At 60.7% G+C, this 17026-nt stretch carries 12 protein-coding genes; 11 read left to right on the forward strand and 1 reads right to left on the reverse strand.

The window, feature by feature from the left end:
- The first annotated feature begins 1 nt into the window (after window position 1).
- The 8 genes from ASG27_RS09660 (at window position 2) to ASG27_RS09690 (ending at window position 9349) form a co-directional block, all read left to right on the forward strand.
- Window positions 2–682 (forward strand): type 4a pilus biogenesis protein PilO, encoded by a 681-nt coding sequence (locus tag ASG27_RS09660; protein WP_056415333.1) that lies wholly within the window; start codon window positions 2–4, stop codon window positions 680–682.
- Window positions 679–1215: a pilus assembly protein PilP gene (locus tag ASG27_RS09665; RefSeq protein ID WP_056415336.1), complete on the forward strand. Its 537-nt coding sequence runs from the start codon at window positions 679–681 to the stop codon at window positions 1213–1215. Before ASG27_RS09660 ends, ASG27_RS09665 begins: the two co-directional genes overlap by 4 nt.
- A complete protein-coding gene (gene pilQ, locus ASG27_RS09670; RefSeq protein WP_056415339.1) occupies window positions 1212–3341 on the forward strand; it encodes a type IV pilus secretin PilQ in 2130 nt (709 codons plus the stop codon). The genes ASG27_RS09665 and pilQ overlap by 4 nt, the downstream gene beginning before the upstream one ends.
- 27 nt (window positions 3342–3368) lie before the next feature.
- Entirely contained in the window at window positions 3369–4940 is a 1572-nt protein-coding gene (locus ASG27_RS25890) for an Ig domain-containing protein (RefSeq protein ID WP_082485900.1), read from the forward strand.
- Between the two features lie 223 nt (window positions 4941–5163).
- Window positions 5164–6270: a 3-dehydroquinate synthase gene (aroB, locus tag ASG27_RS09675; protein WP_056415345.1), complete on the forward strand. Its 1107-nt coding sequence runs from the start codon at window positions 5164–5166 to the stop codon at window positions 6268–6270.
- 76 nt (window positions 6271–6346) lie between these two features.
- Window positions 6347–7513, forward strand: a complete 1167-nt coding sequence (locus ASG27_RS09680; protein ID WP_056415347.1) for a deoxyguanosinetriphosphate triphosphohydrolase — start codon at window positions 6347–6349, stop codon at window positions 7511–7513.
- Between the two features lie 226 nt (window positions 7514–7739).
- Complete coding sequence (locus ASG27_RS09685; RefSeq protein WP_056415351.1) at window positions 7740–8378, forward strand: DUF1415 domain-containing protein; 639 nt, start codon at window positions 7740–7742, stop codon at window positions 8376–8378.
- A complete protein-coding gene (locus ASG27_RS09690; RefSeq protein WP_235503985.1) occupies window positions 8375–9349 on the forward strand; it encodes a class I SAM-dependent methyltransferase in 975 nt (324 codons plus the stop codon). The genes ASG27_RS09685 and ASG27_RS09690 overlap by 4 nt, the downstream gene beginning before the upstream one ends.
- 57 nt (window positions 9350–9406) lie before the next feature.
- Here the strand turns inward: ASG27_RS09690 and ASG27_RS27275 are convergent, their stop codons facing one another.
- Window positions 9407–9583, reverse strand: a complete 177-nt coding sequence (locus ASG27_RS27275) for a hypothetical protein (RefSeq protein WP_056415353.1) — start codon at window positions 9581–9583, stop codon at window positions 9407–9409.
- 123 nt (window positions 9584–9706) lie between these two features.
- Between ASG27_RS27275 and ASG27_RS09700 the strand changes: the two genes are divergently transcribed.
- The 3 genes from ASG27_RS09700 (at window position 9707) to ASG27_RS09710 (ending at window position 16855) form a co-directional block, all read left to right on the forward strand.
- On the forward strand, window positions 9707–10411 hold the full coding sequence (locus ASG27_RS09700; protein WP_056416314.1) for a transposase: 705 nt from the start codon (window positions 9707–9709) through the stop codon (window positions 10409–10411).
- A 175-nt stretch (window positions 10412–10586) separates the two neighbouring features.
- The gene (locus ASG27_RS09705) at window positions 10587–15320 is read left to right on the forward strand and encodes a glutamate synthase-related protein (protein WP_056415356.1); all 4734 of its coding nucleotides are present in this window, start codon (window positions 10587–10589) and stop codon (window positions 15318–15320) included.
- A gap of 56 nt (window positions 15321–15376) precedes the next feature.
- Complete coding sequence (locus tag ASG27_RS09710) at window positions 15377–16855, forward strand: glutamate synthase subunit beta (RefSeq protein WP_056415360.1); 1479 nt, start codon at window positions 15377–15379, stop codon at window positions 16853–16855.
- Window positions 16856–17026 lie beyond the last annotated feature (171 nt).

The following is a 17026-nucleotide window of genomic DNA, read 5'->3' on the forward strand; positions in this document are numbered from 1 at the left end:
TATGCCCAAGAAGCAAACAAAACAGATTGATTTCTCTGCTGTTCAGGATTCCCTTGCCAGGCAGTTCAGGAATCTAGATACCAAAGATCCCTCATCGTGGCCTGTTGCTCCTAAAGTCCTTCTTTGCGTGGTCATTGCTGCAGTTGTAGCTGTCGTGCTCTGGTTTGCAAAAATCAAGGACTATGAAGAAGAGTTGATGGCTGAGGTAGCAAAGGAGCAGACGCTGCGAGCTGACTACCAGGCGAAGCTGGTCAAGGCTGTCAGCCTTGAAGCACTGAAGCGGCAGCGTGAGCAAGTTCAACAATATGTGATTCAGTTGGAAAAGCAGCTGCCAAGCAAGGCGGAGATGGCTGCGCTGTTGTCGGATATTAATCAAGCGGGCCTTGGTAGAAGCTTGCAGTTTGATTTGTTCCGTCCCGGTCAGGTTGTTGTTAAAGAGTATTACGCAGAGCTGCCAATCGATGTGAAGGTTACTGGTAAATATCATGACATGGGTGCGTTTGCGTCTGATATTGCTCAGCTGTCGCGAATTGTGACCTTGAACAACATTGCCATTGCTCCCGTGTCAAATACGTCAAAAGATGTTGGTATGTTGACGATGAATGCAACCGCCCGAACTTTTCGGTATCTTGATCCCGATGAAATTCAGGCGCAAAAGAAGGCTGGAGCTACCAAAAAATGACAATTCCACGCCTTTTTATCTTGATCGCTTTTCTCTTGTCCGGTTGCGGTTTTTCACAGGATGACGATTTGCGGCAGTGGATGTCTGATCTTCGAGCCACTACCAAGCCTAACGTCACGCCATTGACGGAGCCCAAGCAATTTTTGCCCCAGGCATATTCGATGGAGTCAGGCATTGAGCCGTTCAATCCACTCAAGCTCACCCAGGCATTGCGTAAGGACTCCAATCAACTTGCTTCCAACGCAGCGTTGATCGCCCCAGAGATGGCCAGGCGCAAGGAACCTTTAGAGGCTTATCCTCTAGATGTAATGGCAATGGTTGGTAGTCTCGACAAGAAAGGCGAGCCGACTGCATTGCTCAAGGTGGACAGTCTTTTGTATCAGGTGCGCGTAGGTAACTATATAGGTCAGAATTACGGCAAGATCATCCGAATAACCGAGAGCGCAGTCCAGCTACGAGAGATCGTGCAAGATGCCACAGGCGATTGGGTGGAGCGTACGACTTCGTTGGATCTGCAAGAGGGGAAGAAATGAAATACTCGAAAATACGTGGCTTGATTGCAGGTTCTTTTCTGACCCTGATATCTACAGGTCTATTGGCGCAAACTGTTCTTGAGTCTGTTGTTGGCAGTGTTCAGAACGGTGTGGATGTAATTCGGATCGATTTTGCTCAGCCTTTGGCTGAACTGCCCCGCGGTTTTGCTGTGCAAAGTCCCCCTCGTGTGGCTCTTGACTTTCCGGACACTGTGAATGGAAGTGGGAAAAACATTTTTGACATCAATCAGGGGAATCTGAGATCGGTCAATGTTGTACAAGCAGGTGATCGTTCCAGAGTTGTCTTGAATCTCAAGCAGGCGACATCCTACAGTGCCGAAATCCAAGGTCGCTCACTATTTATCTCTCTGGCATCAAGCGTCGCAGGTGCGGGTACCGGTGCAGCTGCAAGGCCAGCTCCCTCCCAGGTATTCGCTGAGCCTGGGACAAGTGACGTTCAAGTGTTGAAAGACGTCGATTTTCGACGAGGGGCAGATGGTTCTGGCAGGGTCGTCGTGACACTGCCATCAAGCCAAGTCGGTGTAGATGTTCGCCAGCAAGGCAAAGGCTTGGTCGTGGACTTTTTAAAGTCCTCTCTACCGGAAGGGCTGCGCCGTAACCTGGATGTGGCAGATTTTGGAACGCCTGTACAGTCGATCAGCACGACCCAACAGGGCGAGCGGGTGAGAATGACGATCGATCCGGTAGGCGAATGGGAGCACAGCGCTTATCAAAGCGATAGCCAATTCGTCATAGAAATCCGACAAAAGAAAATCGACCTCAATAAGCTCACCCAAGGACCTGGATATAGCGGTGAAAAACTATCGCTCAATTTCCAGAACATTGAAGTACGCTCATTGCTGCAGGTTATCGCTGATTTTACGAATTTCAATATCGTTACGTCCGATACCGTCACGGGCTCACTCACGCTGCGGCTCAAGGATGTACCGTGGGATCAAGCGCTCCAAATTATTATGGAAGCCAAGGGTCTGGGGATGCGTAAGACTGGCACTGTGCTTTGGATCGCTCCCAAAGACGAGATTGATGATCGCTTGAAGAAGGATTACGAAGCTGTCCAAGCTATACAGAAGCTTGAGCCGCTGCGTACGCAAGCCTTTCAGATGAATTACGCGAAAGCTGTAGACATGATTACGCAGCTTACGACGTCCAGTGGAGGATCTGGCGGGACCTCCAACCGATTCTTGTCTGAGCGGGGAAGTGCCATTGCAGAACCGCGTACTAATCAGCTTTTTGTTACAGATACGCCCAGCAAGTTGGAGGAAGTCCGTAAGCTTCTGGCTACTCTGGACGTTGCTGTCAGACAAGTCATGATCGAGGCACGTATTGTTGAAGCCTCGGACACCTTTGGCCGGTCTTTGGGGATCCGACTGGGTGCTACGGATTTGCGTGCCAACCGAGGGGGAACTGGTGGGTATACCTTTGGTGGGGGCAATAGTTTGGCATTCGGAACTAGCTACAGCAATGCAGTTGCATCGTCTGGTGCCGGCGGTTCTACGAACACTCTGGGTAACTTTGTGAACCTGCCGGCGCAAGCGCAAGGAGGCTTCGACCCCGCGAGTTTCGCCATATCCATATTCAATTCTGCTGCAAACCGCTTTCTGAATCTGGAGATCTCTGCGATGGAGGCTGATGGAAAAGGAAAGATCGTTTCCAGTCCTCGTGTCGTCACTGCTGACCAAACCAAGGCTTCGATAGAACAGGGTACGGAGTTCCCTTATCCAGTGACCGCACCTAACGGAGGTACAGTCATTGCCTTTAAGAAAGCGGTGCTCAAACTGGAAGTGCTGCCACAAATAACTCCAGAAGGCAATATTATTTTGGATTTGGATGTCAACAAGGATAGTCCTGGTGAGATTCTGCAGAACGTGCGAGCCATCAACACAAAGCACATCAAAACCCAGGTCTTGGTTGAAAATGGTGGTACTGTGGTGATTGGTGGGATTTTTGAATTGTTCGAGGATGATGCAGAGGCTAAAGTGCCATTTTTGGGAGACATCCCTGGGGTAGGTAACCTCTTCAAAACGAAGACAAAGCAAGCCAACAAGCAGGAAATGTTGATTTTTATAACGCCGAAGGTGTTGACGGAGCGTGCTGCTTCGCGGTGATTTGTAATTGATTAATAGGAAAGAGAAATGTCAAAACTTCACAAATTATCCGCCATTTTATTGACGTCGCTGCTGGCTGCTTGTGGCGGCGGAGGGGGAAGTTCTGGTACGACCAATGAGCCGTACAGTATCACCCTTCGCGCAGACAAGACCCAGCTACCTCTTAATGTAGGCGGAAGCGGTCCGGGAATTGGTATCGAGCATCCTTTTACTACCACTCTTTATGTGGATGCGCGTAAAGGCAGCGTACCGATTCCTGCCGGTACAACAGAAGTCTTTGGGTGCAATGTGTCTGGTGGATTGAGTTCTGGATCTTTGTATTACCTCGATGGTAAGGATGAGCATCAGACGGAAGTCGATCTGCCAGGCGGAGGGACGACAAAAGTACCTAATGCCTATCGTAGTATTATCCTTGGTGCGAATTCCGGGGGCAATTCATTCCATTTCCACTCAGGTGATCAAGCAGGCACTGTGCGGATAGTTTGCTCTGTCACTAATCCAAGTGACGGCAAGGCTGTGTCTGCGAGTGTGGACATTGTGGTGGGGGCGTCGACGGGTAAGGCTGCTAGCATTAAGACCATTGCCCAATATACTGATCTGGGGCGCCAAGGAAATATTGTCAATAAGAGAACCAGCACGGCTATCGAAGGCTATGTATGGGATGATGCAAATCAACCAGTACCGGCGTCTACAAAGCCCAATTTGCAGGTGGCAATCGTTGGCGGGGGAGCATCTGAGGGGGCTCGATTGCTTTTGGGAGCGCAAAGCGGCAGCGTGCTGCAGTTGAGCACTATCGGCGGTGTGGGCATGTTTGCACTGTCAAGCGGCACCAGCAACGGATCTATTCTGTTGGAATCAACCACTGATCGTGCAGATAACGACGTGACGAATGGAATTCAGGACCCGATCGTTCATCTTTACGTCGTGACCGTTTCAGGAGGCGAGTCAGTCGTCACGCCGGCGCCGGCTCTCACTCTGGTTGCTGCGACACCCCCTGCTGGTACAAACGGCTTGCCTTATAGCTATGCATTCAGCGCCACTGGTGGTGTTGCTCCATATACATGGACGGCGCTCGGCGGGCTTCCTGAAGGACTAACCCTCAGCGCCAATGGTATTCTGAGCGGCACCCCAGCAGTGAAACAGGTCGGTACCTTCCAGGTTGCTGTGCGTGTTACAGATAGCCAAGGTAATTCTGTAACTGGCAATTTCCCGTTGGCAATTGCCGCGAGCGCTGCCGCAGACCCTGTGACCACTCCTTTGTCAATTACAAATAGCGGCTGCGGTACGGATCTGTGCATTTTGCCTGTCAGTAATCCAGCGGCGGTCGCTCCAGCTAACGGTATTCACTATCAGTACGCGCTCACTGTTACAGGGCCTGGGACAGGTGGTGCGGTGTGGACCATCGCCGGTAAGCCGTCTTGGTTGTCGTTGTCGGCTGATGGTATCTTGACGATCACGCACACCGATGCTGTAACGGCGCCCGCGCTGCAGGATTGCAAGAGCGCTGCATTCACTGTCACCGCGACCCGTGGTGGCAAGACGGCCACGCGCACAGTGCTGCTGTCGTTCGGTTCCGGAGCGGGTACTTGCAAGCCTTAAAGTGACGCTGTGCCTGAGAGGATGCCTGCTAGCTCCTCCATAGTTTGACTATCCCCGGTTCGTCCGGGGATTTTTTTTGTCTTTGGAGGTACTGGGTCACTGGTGCGAATGCACTCCCCCGCCTGTCACTCGCGGCGATCTGCTATCTGTAGAAACGTATGCACTGGTCTTTTCGATGTCATTGTTGAAAGCGGGCCGGTCAATTGACGATATAAACTTGCCTATGACCATTGCCCAACAAACCGTTTCCATTGATTTGGGAGATCGCAGCTATCGCATCGTCATTGGTAGCGGCCTTCTTGACCGGCTGGACAAACTTGGGGGCCAGCCTACCGCAGCTGCTGCCGTGCTGGTCACCAACACCACGGTAGCTCCCCTGTATGTGGCGAGATTGCGCTCTTCGCTGGCAGGGCAGTACGCGCACATCCACGAAGTCCAACTCCCCGACGGCGAGGAGTACAAGAATTGGCAAACCCTGCAAAAAATCTTTGACGCCTTGCTCGAGCAAGGCTGCGACCGCAAGACCGTCCTGTTCGCATTGGGCGGAGGCGTCGTGGGCGACATGACCGGTTTTGCGGCCGCGAGCTACATGCGCGGCGTGCCGTTCGTACAGGTGCCGACCACCTTGCTCGCACAGGTCGATTCTTCGGTGGGCGGAAAAACGGCCATCAACCATCCGCTGGGCAAGAACATGATCGGCGCGTTCTATCAGCCGCAATTGGTGGTGTGCGATTTGGATGTGCTCGATACGCTGCCGGCGCGCGAGTTCAGTGCCGGTTTGGCGGAGGTGATCAAGTACGGGCCGATTGCCGACATGGAATTCATGGACTGGCTCGAGGCCAACATCGATGCGTTGATGGCGCGGGACCGTACCGCATTGGCGCATGCCGTGCGCCGCAGTTGCGAGATCAAGGCCTGGGTGGTCGGGCAGGACGAGCGCGAATCCGGGTTGCGAGCGATTCTGAATTTTGGCCACACGTTTGGTCACGCGATCGAGGCGGGCATGGGTTACGGCGCGTGGCTGCATGGGGAGGGCGTCGGTGCCGGCATGGTGATGGCGGCCGAGCTGTCGCACCGCCTGGGGCTGGTGGATGCAGCCTTTGTGCAGCGACTCACGACGCTGATCGTGCGAGCAGGCCTGCCTGTGCGGGGTGCGGTGCTGGATGCCGGCGACAACGCGGGCCGATACCTGCAGCTCATGCGCGTCGACAAGAAGGCCGAAGACGGAGAAATCCGGTTTGTCGTGATCGATGGCCCTGGCCGCGCAGCGGTGCGGGCGGCGCCGGACGCGTTGGTGCGTTCAGTGATCGACGATTGCTGCGCCCCGTGACCAGGACTGCGCGCGGTTGCGGGCGATAGGTCCCTGGATCAACCCTCAGATCGCCGGTCACTGCTTCACCACGCCCATGTCCTCCTTGGCTCCCTACGCTTGCGATCCGGCTTCGACGCGCGGACGTCGCTATCCCGAACTGCCGGCACCCACACGCACGGACTACCAGCGCGACCGGGATCGCATCGTGCATTCCACCGCGTTCCGCCGGCTGGTCTACAAGACCCAGGTGTTCCTGAACCATGAGGGCGACCTGTTCCGCACGCGCCTGACGCATTCGCTGGAGGTGGCGCAACTGGGCCGTTCGATTGCGCGATCGTTGCGCATCAATGAAGACCTGGTCGAGGCGATTTCTCTGGCGCACGACCTGGGCCACACGCCGTTTGGGCATGCCGGGCAGGACGCGCTGCACGCCTGCATGCTGGAGCATGGCGGTTTCGAGCACAACCTGCAAAGCCTGCGGGTCGTCGACAAGCTGGAAGAGCGCTACCCGCAATATGACGGGCTGAACCTCACTTTCGAAACACGCGAAGGCGTTCTCAAGCATTGCTCCCGCGTGCATGCCGAGCAGCTGGAAGCCGTGGAGCCCCATGGCGTCGCAGCCCGGTTTCTGCGCCGCGAGCAGCCGAGCCTGGAGGCGCAGTTGTGCAATCTGGCGGACGAGATTGCCTACAACGCGCATGACATCGATGATGGCGTGCGCTCGGGATTGATATCGATGGCGCAGTTGCAGGACGTGCCATTGTTCGAGCACTATCGGGTGGCCGCCATCGCCAGCTTCCCGGACCTGGCGCAGCCCTCCAGCCAGCGCCGGCTGTTGTACGAAACCATCCGGCGCATGCTGAGCGACCAGGTCTACGACGTGATCGACACCACGCAAGCCGCCATTGATCGCGTGGGCCCCGACAGCGTCGATGCCGTGCGCCGTGCGCCGGCCTTGGTCATGTTCAGTGACGCCATGCGCGAGCGCTCGCAGGTGCTCAAGCGCTTTCTGTTCAAGAACTTGTACCGCCACCCGCAGGTGATGGAGACCACGGGCCTGGCGCAGCAGGTGGTGCGGGACCTGTTCGCCGCGTACACCGCATCCCCCCAGGAAATGAAAGCCGCCTTCGCCGAGCAGGCGTCGCTGGACGAGGGGCCTCTGCGGGCCAGGGCGGTGGCCGATTTCATCGCGGGCATGACGGACCGCTTTGCGGCGCGAGAACACGAGCGGTTGACGGGGCAGCGTCTCCTGTCTGCGTGAGTGGTACGGCGGTGAAGGGGCGGAAGCGGCACGGTGCAGCCCGCAGGTCCGCAATTTCAATGTCAATGCCGGGCGTCCCGCGCCTTTTGCTGGGCCGGTGTGCACCCGTGATGGCGCCGTGCTGTGCGCCGCGCGGCCGGTGCGGTCATGGAGTTGGATCCACCGCCGAGAAAAGGCACACCGGTAAAATCAGGCTCCTCCTCGCGCCACGCGCACTTTCCTTTTCATGACGCTTACTTCCCCCGCTGCTTCGGCACCATCCTCCGGTCTGGCTGTGACATCCCCATTCATCGGCGACACCGTGCGCTGGCTGGAGCGGGCGGTGATCGGCCTGAACCTGTGCCCTTTTGCCAAGGGCGTCCATGTCAAGGGCCAGATCCACTATGCCTTGGCGCTGACCGACAATGCGCAAGACGTACTGGACCTGCTGCGTGAGGAACTTGCAGCGCTGGTGGCAGCCCCTGCGCAGGAGCGCGATACGACGCTGATCGTGCTGCCGCACTGCCTGGACGACTTCCTCGATTTCAATGACTTTCTGGGCCGCGCCGAGGCGCTGCTTGAGGACTTGGAGCTGGAGGGCACCCTGCAGATCGCCAGCTTTCACCCGCAGTTCCAGTTTGCCGGGACCGATGCGGACGATGTCACCAACTGCACCAACCGATCTCCGTATCCCACCTTGCACCTGCTGCGCGAAGAGAGCATCGACCGTGCGGTCGAGGTGTTCCCCGAGGCGGAAAGCATCTTCGAGCGCAACATCGACGTGCTGCAGGCACTGGGCAACCAGGGGTGGGCGGATCTGGATGTGGGGCCCGGTGCGGGCGGTGGGGCGGGTGCAGCCACGGCGGCAAGGGCGGTCGCACCATGAAGAATCACGCAATGGCCCGCGACACGGCAGCCACCGGTTCAGCTCCCGGCAAGGGCAAAGATAAAAACAAAGGCAATGACAAGGTGGGCGGCAAGAAGGGTCACGGCAAGGGCGCCAATGCCCCCGCCACGCAGGCCCACGAGCTGGCGGAGCTGCGGCCCGGGCAGTCTGTAGAGCTGCTCAAGGAGCTGCACATCCTGACCCGCGAGGGTCGCCTGAACCAGGACTCGCGCCGCAAGCTCAAGCAGGTGTACCACCTGTTCAACTTCATCGAGCCGTTGCTGGGCGAGCTGTCCGGCAGCGATCAGGGGCCCACGCTCGCCGACCATGGGGCGGGCAAGTCGTACCTGGGGTTCATCCTGTACGACTTGTACTTCAAGGCATTGGGACGCGGGCGCATCTACGGGGTGGAGACGCGCGCCGAGCTGGTCGAAAAATCCCGTGCGCTGGCGCAAAAGCTGGAGTTCGAACGCATGTCGTTCCTCAATGTGTCGGTGGCGGAATCCACCGATGCGGACGAACTGCCGCCGCAGATCGATGTGGTGACGGCGCTGCATGCGTGCGATACCGCCACCGACGACGCTATCGCATTTGGCCTGCACAAGAAGGCGCGTGCGATGGTGCTGGTGCCGTGCTGCCAGGCCGAGATGGCCGCCTGTCTGCGTCAGGGGAAGGCGCTGCAGCTCACGCGCACGCCGCTGGCCGAGCTGTGGCGCCACCCACTGCACACCCGTGAGCTAGGGAGCCAGGTCACCAACGTGCTGCGGTGCCTGTACCTGGAGGCCAACGGGTACCAGGTCACGGTGACGGAGCTCGTGGGGTGGGAGCACAGCATGAAGAACGAACTCATCATCGCCCGCTACACCGGCCAAAAAAAGCGCAGCGCAGCAGAACGCTTGCGCGCACTGCTGGCAGAGTTCGGGCTGCAATCGATGGAGAAGCTGCGGTATCCGGGCCTGCCGAACGCGTAGCTTGCGCAGCAGGTGCTGTGCTGCCACAGGGGCCCGGCCCTGCGGCAATGCAGCCGATCAGCTCTGCGGTGGGTCCTTGGAGCGCGTCTTGCTGACCGCGCTGAAGATGCCGATGCCCAGCAAGATCAGTGCGCCGATGCCGATGTAAACCTGGGGTACCCCGGCAGTCACTGCCGCCCAGATCACGCCGGCCAGGAAGATCAGGAAGCCGAGCATGTAAAGTGCAAAAGACATGGGGTCCTTTCCGTGTTGTTGCTTCTGCCCGCATGGTCGCCGCTCGATGCTGCGGGCGATGTCGTCCCGCGGTACGCTCGCGTGTCGGACAATCCCAACAGCCACCCCGAGACCTACCTACCCATGGCCCGCCTGCCGCGCCTGACCCTGCCAGGTCATCTGCACCATGTCATCCAGCGGGGCAACAACCGCCAGCCCATCTTCGTGGACCGCGAAGACTTCGAGACCATGCTCGCCCTGCTGGCGGACAACGCCCAGCGCCACGCGGTCGCCGTCCATGCCTATGTGCTCATGGACAACCACTTCCACCTGATGGCCACGCCGTCCACCGCGGACGGCCTGCCGCAGATGATGCAGGCGGTGGGGCGCCGCTATGTGCAGTACTTCAACCGCCGGCACGGCCGCACCGGCACGCTGTGGGAGGGCCGCTACCGCTCCACGGTGCTGCAGCCCGAGCGGTACCTGCTGCCCTGCATGGTGTACCTCGACCTGAATCCGGTCCGCTCGGGCGCTGTCGTGCAAGCCGTCGACTATCCGTGGTCCAGCCACGCGCACTGGCTGGGCCTGCGGGTGGACCGTTTGCTGACCCCGCACGCACTGTACTGGGCGCTGGGCAATACGCCGTTCGCGCGGGAAGCGGCCTATGGCGCTGCAGTGCAAGCGGGCATCAGCTCGCGGGAGCAAGCAGCATTGACCACCTCCGCCCTCAGCGGCTGGGCGCTGGGTGACCCGGAATTTGTCGCCGAATTGCAAAAGCAGACGCCGCGCCGTGTGGTGCGCGGTAAGGCCGGGCGCCCGGTGTTGCTGACGGTTTCTGAAGAGATTTAGGCGCTTTCGCTGTATGGATGTGTGCCATTTGCTATCATTTTTGACTTGTCCCCAATAAATTCCGTATTTATTTAGTAGGACAATAAAATGGAATCTGACCCCAATTAATATGCTTGCAACGCATGTTGCAATGCACTAATCTCCAACTCCCTGCGAAAAACATGAGGAGTGCGCCATGACCACGACGGCCGCCGAGATCCAGCATCTGCAACAACACGGTTTGTATTCATCCGGTAACGAACACGACGCCTGCGGGCTCGGCTTCGTCGCCCACATCAAGGGTGTGAAGCGCCACGACATCGTGACGCAGGCCCTGAAGATCCTGGAAAACATCGATCACCGGGGTGCCGTGGGTGCCGACCCGCTGATGGGCGATGGTGCGGGCATCCTGATCCAGATCCCCGACGCGCTGTACCGTGAAGAGATGGCCAAGCAGGGCATCACGCTGCCGGCGTCCGGCGAATACGGCGTGGGCATGATCTTCCTGCCCAAGGAGCATGCATCGCGCCTGGCCTGCGAGCAGGAGATGGAGCGTGCGATCAAGGCCGAAGGCCAGGTGCTGCTGGGCTGGCGCGATGTGCCGGTCAACCTCGACATGCCCATGTCGCCCACCGTGCGCAAGAAGGAGCCCATCCTGCGCCAGGTCTTCATCGGCCGTGGCAACGACGTGATCGTGCAGGACGCGCTGGAGCGCAAGCTGTACGTGATCCGCAAGACGGCCAGCGCCGCCATCCAGAACCTCAAGCTCAAGCACAGCAAGGAATACTACGTTCCCAGCATGTCCAGCCGCACCGTGGTCTACAAGGGCCTGCTGCTGGCCGACCAGGTGGGCGTGTACTACAAGGACCTGTCCGACGAGCGCTGCGTCTCGGCCATCGGCCTGGTGCACCAGCGTTTCTCCACCAACACCTTTCCCGAGTGGCCGCTGGCCCACCCGTACCGCTACGTGGCGCATAACGGTGAAATCAACACCGTCAAGGGCAACTACAACTGGATGAAGGCGCGCGAAGGCGTGATGGCCTCGCCCGTGCTGGCCGCCGACCTGCAAAAGCTCTACCCCATCAGCTTTGCCGACCAGTCCGACACCGCCACGTTCGACAACTGCCTCGAACTGCTGACCATGGCCGGCTACCCCATCAGCCAGGCCGTGATGATGATGATCCCCGAGCCGTGGGAGCAGCACACCACCATGGACGAGCGCCGCCGCGCCTTCTATGAATACCACGCCGCCATGCTCGAGCCCTGGGACGGCCCCGCCTCCATCGTGTTCACCGATGGCCGCCAGATCGGCGCCACGCTGGACCGCAACGGCCTGCGCCCCTCGCGCTACTGCATCACCGATGACGACCTGGTCATCATGGGCTCGGAATCCGGCGTGCTGCCCATCCCCGAGAACAAGATCGTGCGCAAGTGGCGCCTGCAGCCCGGCAAGATGTTCCTGATCGACCTGGAACAGGGCCGCATGATCGACGACGACGAGTTGAAAGCCAACATCGTCAACACCAAGCCCTACAAGCAGTGGATCGAAAACCTGCGCATCAAGCTCGACAGCGTGGGCACCGACACTGCGTCCACTCCCGACGCCGCACCCCTGCCGCTGCTCGACCGTCAGCAGGCCTTCGGCTACACCCAGGAAGACATCAAGTTCCTGATGGCGCCCATGGCCAGGAACGGCGAAGAAGGCATCGGCTCCATGGGCAACGACAGCCCGCTGGCCGTGCTCTCGGGCAAGAACAAGCCGCTGTACAACTACTTCAAGCAGCTGTTCGCGCAGGTGACCAACCCGCCCATCGACCCGATCCGCGAAGCCATCGTGATGTCGCTGGTGTCCTTCATCGGACCCAAGCCCAACCTGCTGGACATCAACCAGGTCAACCCGCCGATGCGCCTGGAAGTGAGCCAGCCCGTGCTGGACTTCGCTGACATGGCCAAGCTGCGCAACATCGAGAAGTACACGCAGGGCAAGTTCAAGAGCGCCACCATCGACATCACCTACCCGCTGGACTGGGGCCGTGAAGGCGTGGAAGCCAAGCTCGCGTCGCTGTGCGCGCAGGCCGTGGACGCCATCAAGGGCGGCGCCAACATCCTGATCGTCAGCGACCGCGCCGTGAGTGCCACCCAGGTGGCCATCCCCGCGCTGCTGGCCCTGTCGGCCATCCACCAGCACCTGGTGGGCGCAGGCCTGCGCACCACCGCCGGCCTGGTGGTCGAGACCGGTACCGCGCGTGAAGTGCACCACTTCGCCGTGCTGGGCGGTTACGGCGCGGAAGCCGTGCACCCCTACCTCGCCATGGAAACCCTGGCCGAGATGCACTCGGGTCTGGCAGGCGACCTGTCGCCGGACAAGGCCATCTACAACTACGTCAAGGCCATCGGCAAGGGGCTGTCCAAGATCATGTCCAAGATGGGCGTGAGCACCTACATGTCCTACTGCGGCGCGCAGCTGTTCGAGGCCATCGGCCTGAACACCGACACCGTGGGCAAGTACTTCACCGGCACCGCCAGCCGCGTGGAAGGCATCGGCGTGTTCGAGATCGCCGAAGAAGCCATCCGCATGCACAAGGCCGCGTTCGGCGACGACCCCGTGCTGGCCACCATGCTGGACGCCGGCGGCGAATACGCGTGGCGCACCCGCGGCGAAGACCATATGTGGACGCCCGACGCGATCGCCAAGCTGCAGCACAGCACGCGCGCCAACAACTGGAACACGTACAAGGAATACGCCCAGATCATCAACGACCAGAGCAAGCGCCACCTCACGCTGCGCGGCCTGTTCGAGTTCAAGATCGATCCCTCCAAGGCCATCTCCATCGACGAGGTCGAGCCCGCCAAGGAAATCGTCAAGCGTTTCGCCACCGGAGCGATGTCGCTGGGCTCCATCTCCACCGAGGCGCACGCCACGCTGGCCGTGGCCATGAACCGCATCGGCGGCAAGAGCAATACCGGCGAAGGCGGCGAAGACGCTGCGCGCTACCGCAACGAACTCAAGGGCATCCCGATCAAGAAGGGCGATACGCTCAAAAGCGTGATCGGCGCCGCCAACGTCGAGGTCGACCTGCCCCTGCAGGACGGCGACTCGCTGCGCAGCCGCATCAAGCAGGTCGCGTCGGGCCGCTTCGGCGTCACGGCCGAGTACCTGTCGTCGGCCGACCAGATCCAGATCAAGATGGCCCAGGGCGCCAAGCCCGGCGAAGGCGGCCAGCTGCCCGGCGGCAAGGTGTCCAACTACATCGGCAAGCTGCGCCACAGCGTGCCGGGCGTGGGCCTGATCTCGCCCCCGCCGCACCACGACATCTACTCCATCGAAGACCTGGCCCAGCTGATCCATGACCTGAAGAACGTGGCGCCGCACGCCACCATCAGCACCAAGCTGGTGTCAGAAGTGGGCGTGGGCACCATCGCCGCGGGCGTCACCAAGTGCAAGAGCGACCACCTTGTGATCGCCGGGCACGACGGCGGCACGGGCGCATCGCCCTGGTCGTCCATCAAGCACGCAGGCGGCCCGTGGGAGATCGGCCTGGCCGAAACCCAGCAGACCCTGGTGCTCAACCGCCTGCGCGGCCGTGTGCGCGTGCAGGCCGACGGCCAGATGAAGACCGGCCGCGACGTCGCCATCGGCGCGCTGCTGGGCGCGGATGAATTCGGCTTCGCCACGGCACCGCTGGTGGTCGAGGGCTGCATCATGATGCGCAAGTGCCACCTGAACACCTGCCCCGTGGGCGTGGCCACGCAGGACCCCGAACTGCGCAAGAAGTTCTCGGGCAAGCCCGAGCACGTGGTGAACTACTTCTTCTTCATCGCCGAAGAAGTGCGCCAGATCATGGCGCAGCTCGGCATCAGGAAGTTCGACGACCTGATCGGCCGCTCCGACCTGCTCGACACCCGCTCTGGCATCGCCCACTGGAAGGCACGCGGCCTGGACTTCGGCCGCCTGTTCGCCCAGCCCAATGTGCCCGCCGATGTGCCGCGCTTCCACGTGGACGTGCAGGACCACAACATCACCAACACCCTGGACCGCAAGCTCATCGAGCGCAGCAAGCCCGCCATCGAAAAGGGCGAGCGCGTGCAGTTCATCGAGGTGGCCCGCAACGTGAACCGCTCCGTGGGCGCCATGCTCTCCGGCGCCGTGACGCGCGTGCACCCCGAAGGCCTGCCGGACGACACCATCCGCATCCAGCTCGAAGGCACGGGCGGGCAGTCGTTCGGTGCGTTCCTCACCCGCGGCATCACGCTGTACCTGATTGGCGACGCCAACGACTACACCGGCAAGGGCCTGTCCGGCGGCCGCGTGATCGTGCGCCCCAGCATCGACTTCCGCGGTGAATCCGTGCGCAACACCATCGTGGGCAACACGGTGATGTACGGCGCCACCACGGGCGAGGCCTTCTTCAGCGGCGTGGCCGGCGAACGCTTTGCCGTGCGCCTGTCGGGTGCCACTGCGGTGGTGGAAGGCACGGGCGACCATGGCTGCGAATACATGACCGGCGGCACCGTGGTGGTGCTCGGCAAGACCGGCCGCAACTTCGCGGCGGGCATGAGCGGTGGCGTGGCCTATGTGTACGACGAGGACGGCCAGTTCGACACGCGCTGCAACATGTCCATGGTGACGCTGGAGCGCATCCTGCCCGCCTCGGAGCAAGAGGCCACGGTGCCCCGTTCCATCTGGCACGGTGGCCAGAGCGACGAAGCGCAGCTCAAGAAGCTGCTGGAAGACCACAACCGCTGGACCGGCAGCAAGCGTGCCCGCGAACTGCTGGACAACTGGGCCGCGTCGCGCGGCAAGTTCGTCAAGGTCTTCCCGACCGAGTACAAGCGCGCACTGGCTGAAATTTATGAACGAAAAGTGCTGGAAGAGCCCGCTACACCTGCGGTAGCAGCTCCTGAAAAGGTAGCGGTGCCCGCCAAGTAAGGCGAGCCGCGACCCACACCTCACCGTTCATAGACCAAAGATTCAAGGACACCGTCATGGGAAAGACCACCGGCTTCATGGAGTACGAGCGCATCGAAGAGGGTTACAAGCCCGTCGGCGAGCGCCTGAAGCACTACAAGGAATTCGTCATCGGCCTCGATGACTCGCAGGCCAAGATCCAGGGCGCGCGCTGCATGGACTGCGGCACGCCGTTCTGCAACAGCGGCTGCCCCGTCAACAACATCATTCCGGACTTCAACGACCTGGTCTATCACCAGGACTGGAAGAGCGCGATCGAGGTGCTGCACAGCACCAACAACTTCCCCGAGTTCACCGGCCGCATCTGCCCCGCGCCCTGCGAGGCTGCCTGCGTGCTCAATGTGAACGACGACGCCGTGGGCATCAAGTCCATCGAGCACGCCATCATCGACCGCGCTTGGGACGAAGGCTGGGTGCAGCCGCGCCCCGCCAAGCACCAGACCGGCAAGAAGGTCGCCGTGGTGGGCTCGGGCCCTGCAGGCATGGCGGCGGCGCAGCAACTGGCGCGCGCCGGCCACAGCGTCACGCTGTTCGAGAAGAACGACCGCATCGGCGGGCTGCTGCGCTATGGCATCCCTGACTTCAAGATGGAGAAGTCGCACATCGACCGCCGCGCCAAGCAGATGGAAGCCGAAGGCGTGACCATCCGCACCGGCGTGTTCGTCGGTGCCGCCAAGGACGGCCTGGGCAAGGATTCCAAGGTGACCAACTGGGCCAAGGAAACTATCACGCCCGAGCAGCTGCAAAAGGACTTCGACGCCGTGGTGCTGACCGGTGGCGCCGAGCAGTCGCGCGACCTGCCCGTGCCCGGCCGCGACCTGGACGGTATCCACTTCGCGATGGAATTCCTGCCGCAGCAGAACAAGGTCAACGCGGGCGACAAGCTCAAGGGCCAGTTGCGCGCCGATGGCAAGCACGTCATCGTGATCGGTGGCGGCGACACCGGCAGCGACTGCGTGGGCACCAGCAACCGCCACGGCGCCGTGAGCGTCACGCAGTTCGAGCTGATGCCCCAGCCGCCCGCCGAAGAAAACCGCCCCATGACCTGGCCCTACTGGCCGATCAAGCTGCGCACGAGCTCCAGCCACGATGAGGGCTGCGAGCGCGAGTTCGCCATCTCCACCAAGGAGTTCATCGGCGAAAAGGGCAAGGTCACCGGCCTCAAGACCGTGCGCGTGGAGTGGAAGGACGGCAAGATGGTCGAAGTGGCGGGCTCCGAGACGGTGCTCAAGGCCGACCTGGTTCTGTTGGCCATGGGCTTCGTGAGCCCTGTGGCTGCCGTGCTCGAAGCCTTCGGCGTGGACAAGGACGCCCGCGGCAACGCGCGCGCCACCACCGAATTCGACGGTGGCTATGCGACCAACGTGCCCAAGGTGTTTGCAGCCGGCGACATCCGCCGCGGCCAGTCGCTGGTGGTGTGGGCGATCCGCGAAGGCCGCCAGGCGGCACGGGCCGTCGACGAATTCCTCATGGGCTATTCGGACCTGCCCCGCTGAGCGGTTGCGGGCTCGGACCTGGACCCTGAGCCTGCGTGCCGCGGGCTGCCAACGGCGCCTTCGGGCGCCGTTTTTCTTGTGACGCAGGGGGGGCCGCAACCGACACAAACGCCGGGGGCGTGGCAGTTGATCGGCAGTTGTGGGGCAGGTGCTTGGGGTCGGGCAGGGCGC

Source organism: Acidovorax sp. Leaf191 (assembly GCF_001424425.1).
Lineage (GTDB): Bacteria > Pseudomonadota > Gammaproteobacteria > Burkholderiales > Burkholderiaceae_C > Acidovorax.

What these genes read in the sequence shown, in the direction of transcription:
- ASG27_RS09660 (WP_056415333.1), top strand. Translation starts at nt 2, where the DNA reads ATGCCCAAGAAGCAAACAAAACAGATTGATTTCTCTGCTGTTCAGGAT.
- ASG27_RS09665 (WP_056415336.1), top strand. Translation starts at nt 679, where the DNA reads ATGACAATTCCACGCCTTTTTATCTTGATCGCTTTTCTCTTGTCCGGT.
- pilQ (WP_056415339.1), top strand. Translation starts at nt 1,212, where the DNA reads ATGAAATACTCGAAAATACGTGGCTTGATTGCAGGTTCTTTTCTGACC.
- ASG27_RS25890 (WP_082485900.1), top strand. Translation starts at nt 3,369, where the DNA reads ATGTCAAAACTTCACAAATTATCCGCCATTTTATTGACGTCGCTGCTG.
- aroB (WP_056415345.1), top strand. Translation starts at nt 5,164, where the DNA reads ATGACCATTGCCCAACAAACCGTTTCCATTGATTTGGGAGATCGCAGC.
- ASG27_RS09680 (WP_056415347.1), top strand. Translation starts at nt 6,347, where the DNA reads ATGTCCTCCTTGGCTCCCTACGCTTGCGATCCGGCTTCGACGCGCGGA.
- ASG27_RS09685 (WP_056415351.1), top strand. Translation starts at nt 7,740, where the DNA reads ATGACGCTTACTTCCCCCGCTGCTTCGGCACCATCCTCCGGTCTGGCT.
- ASG27_RS09690 (WP_235503985.1), top strand. Translation starts at nt 8,375, where the DNA reads ATGAAGAATCACGCAATGGCCCGCGACACGGCAGCCACCGGTTCAGCT.
- ASG27_RS27275 (WP_056415353.1), bottom strand. Translation starts at nt 9,583, where the DNA reads ATGTCTTTTGCACTTTACATGCTCGGCTTCCTGATCTTCCTGGCCGGC.
- ASG27_RS09700 (WP_056416314.1), top strand. Translation starts at nt 9,707, where the DNA reads ATGGCCCGCCTGCCGCGCCTGACCCTGCCAGGTCATCTGCACCATGTC.
- ASG27_RS09705 (WP_056415356.1), top strand. Translation starts at nt 10,587, where the DNA reads ATGACCACGACGGCCGCCGAGATCCAGCATCTGCAACAACACGGTTTG.
- ASG27_RS09710 (WP_056415360.1), top strand. Translation starts at nt 15,377, where the DNA reads ATGGGAAAGACCACCGGCTTCATGGAGTACGAGCGCATCGAAGAGGGT.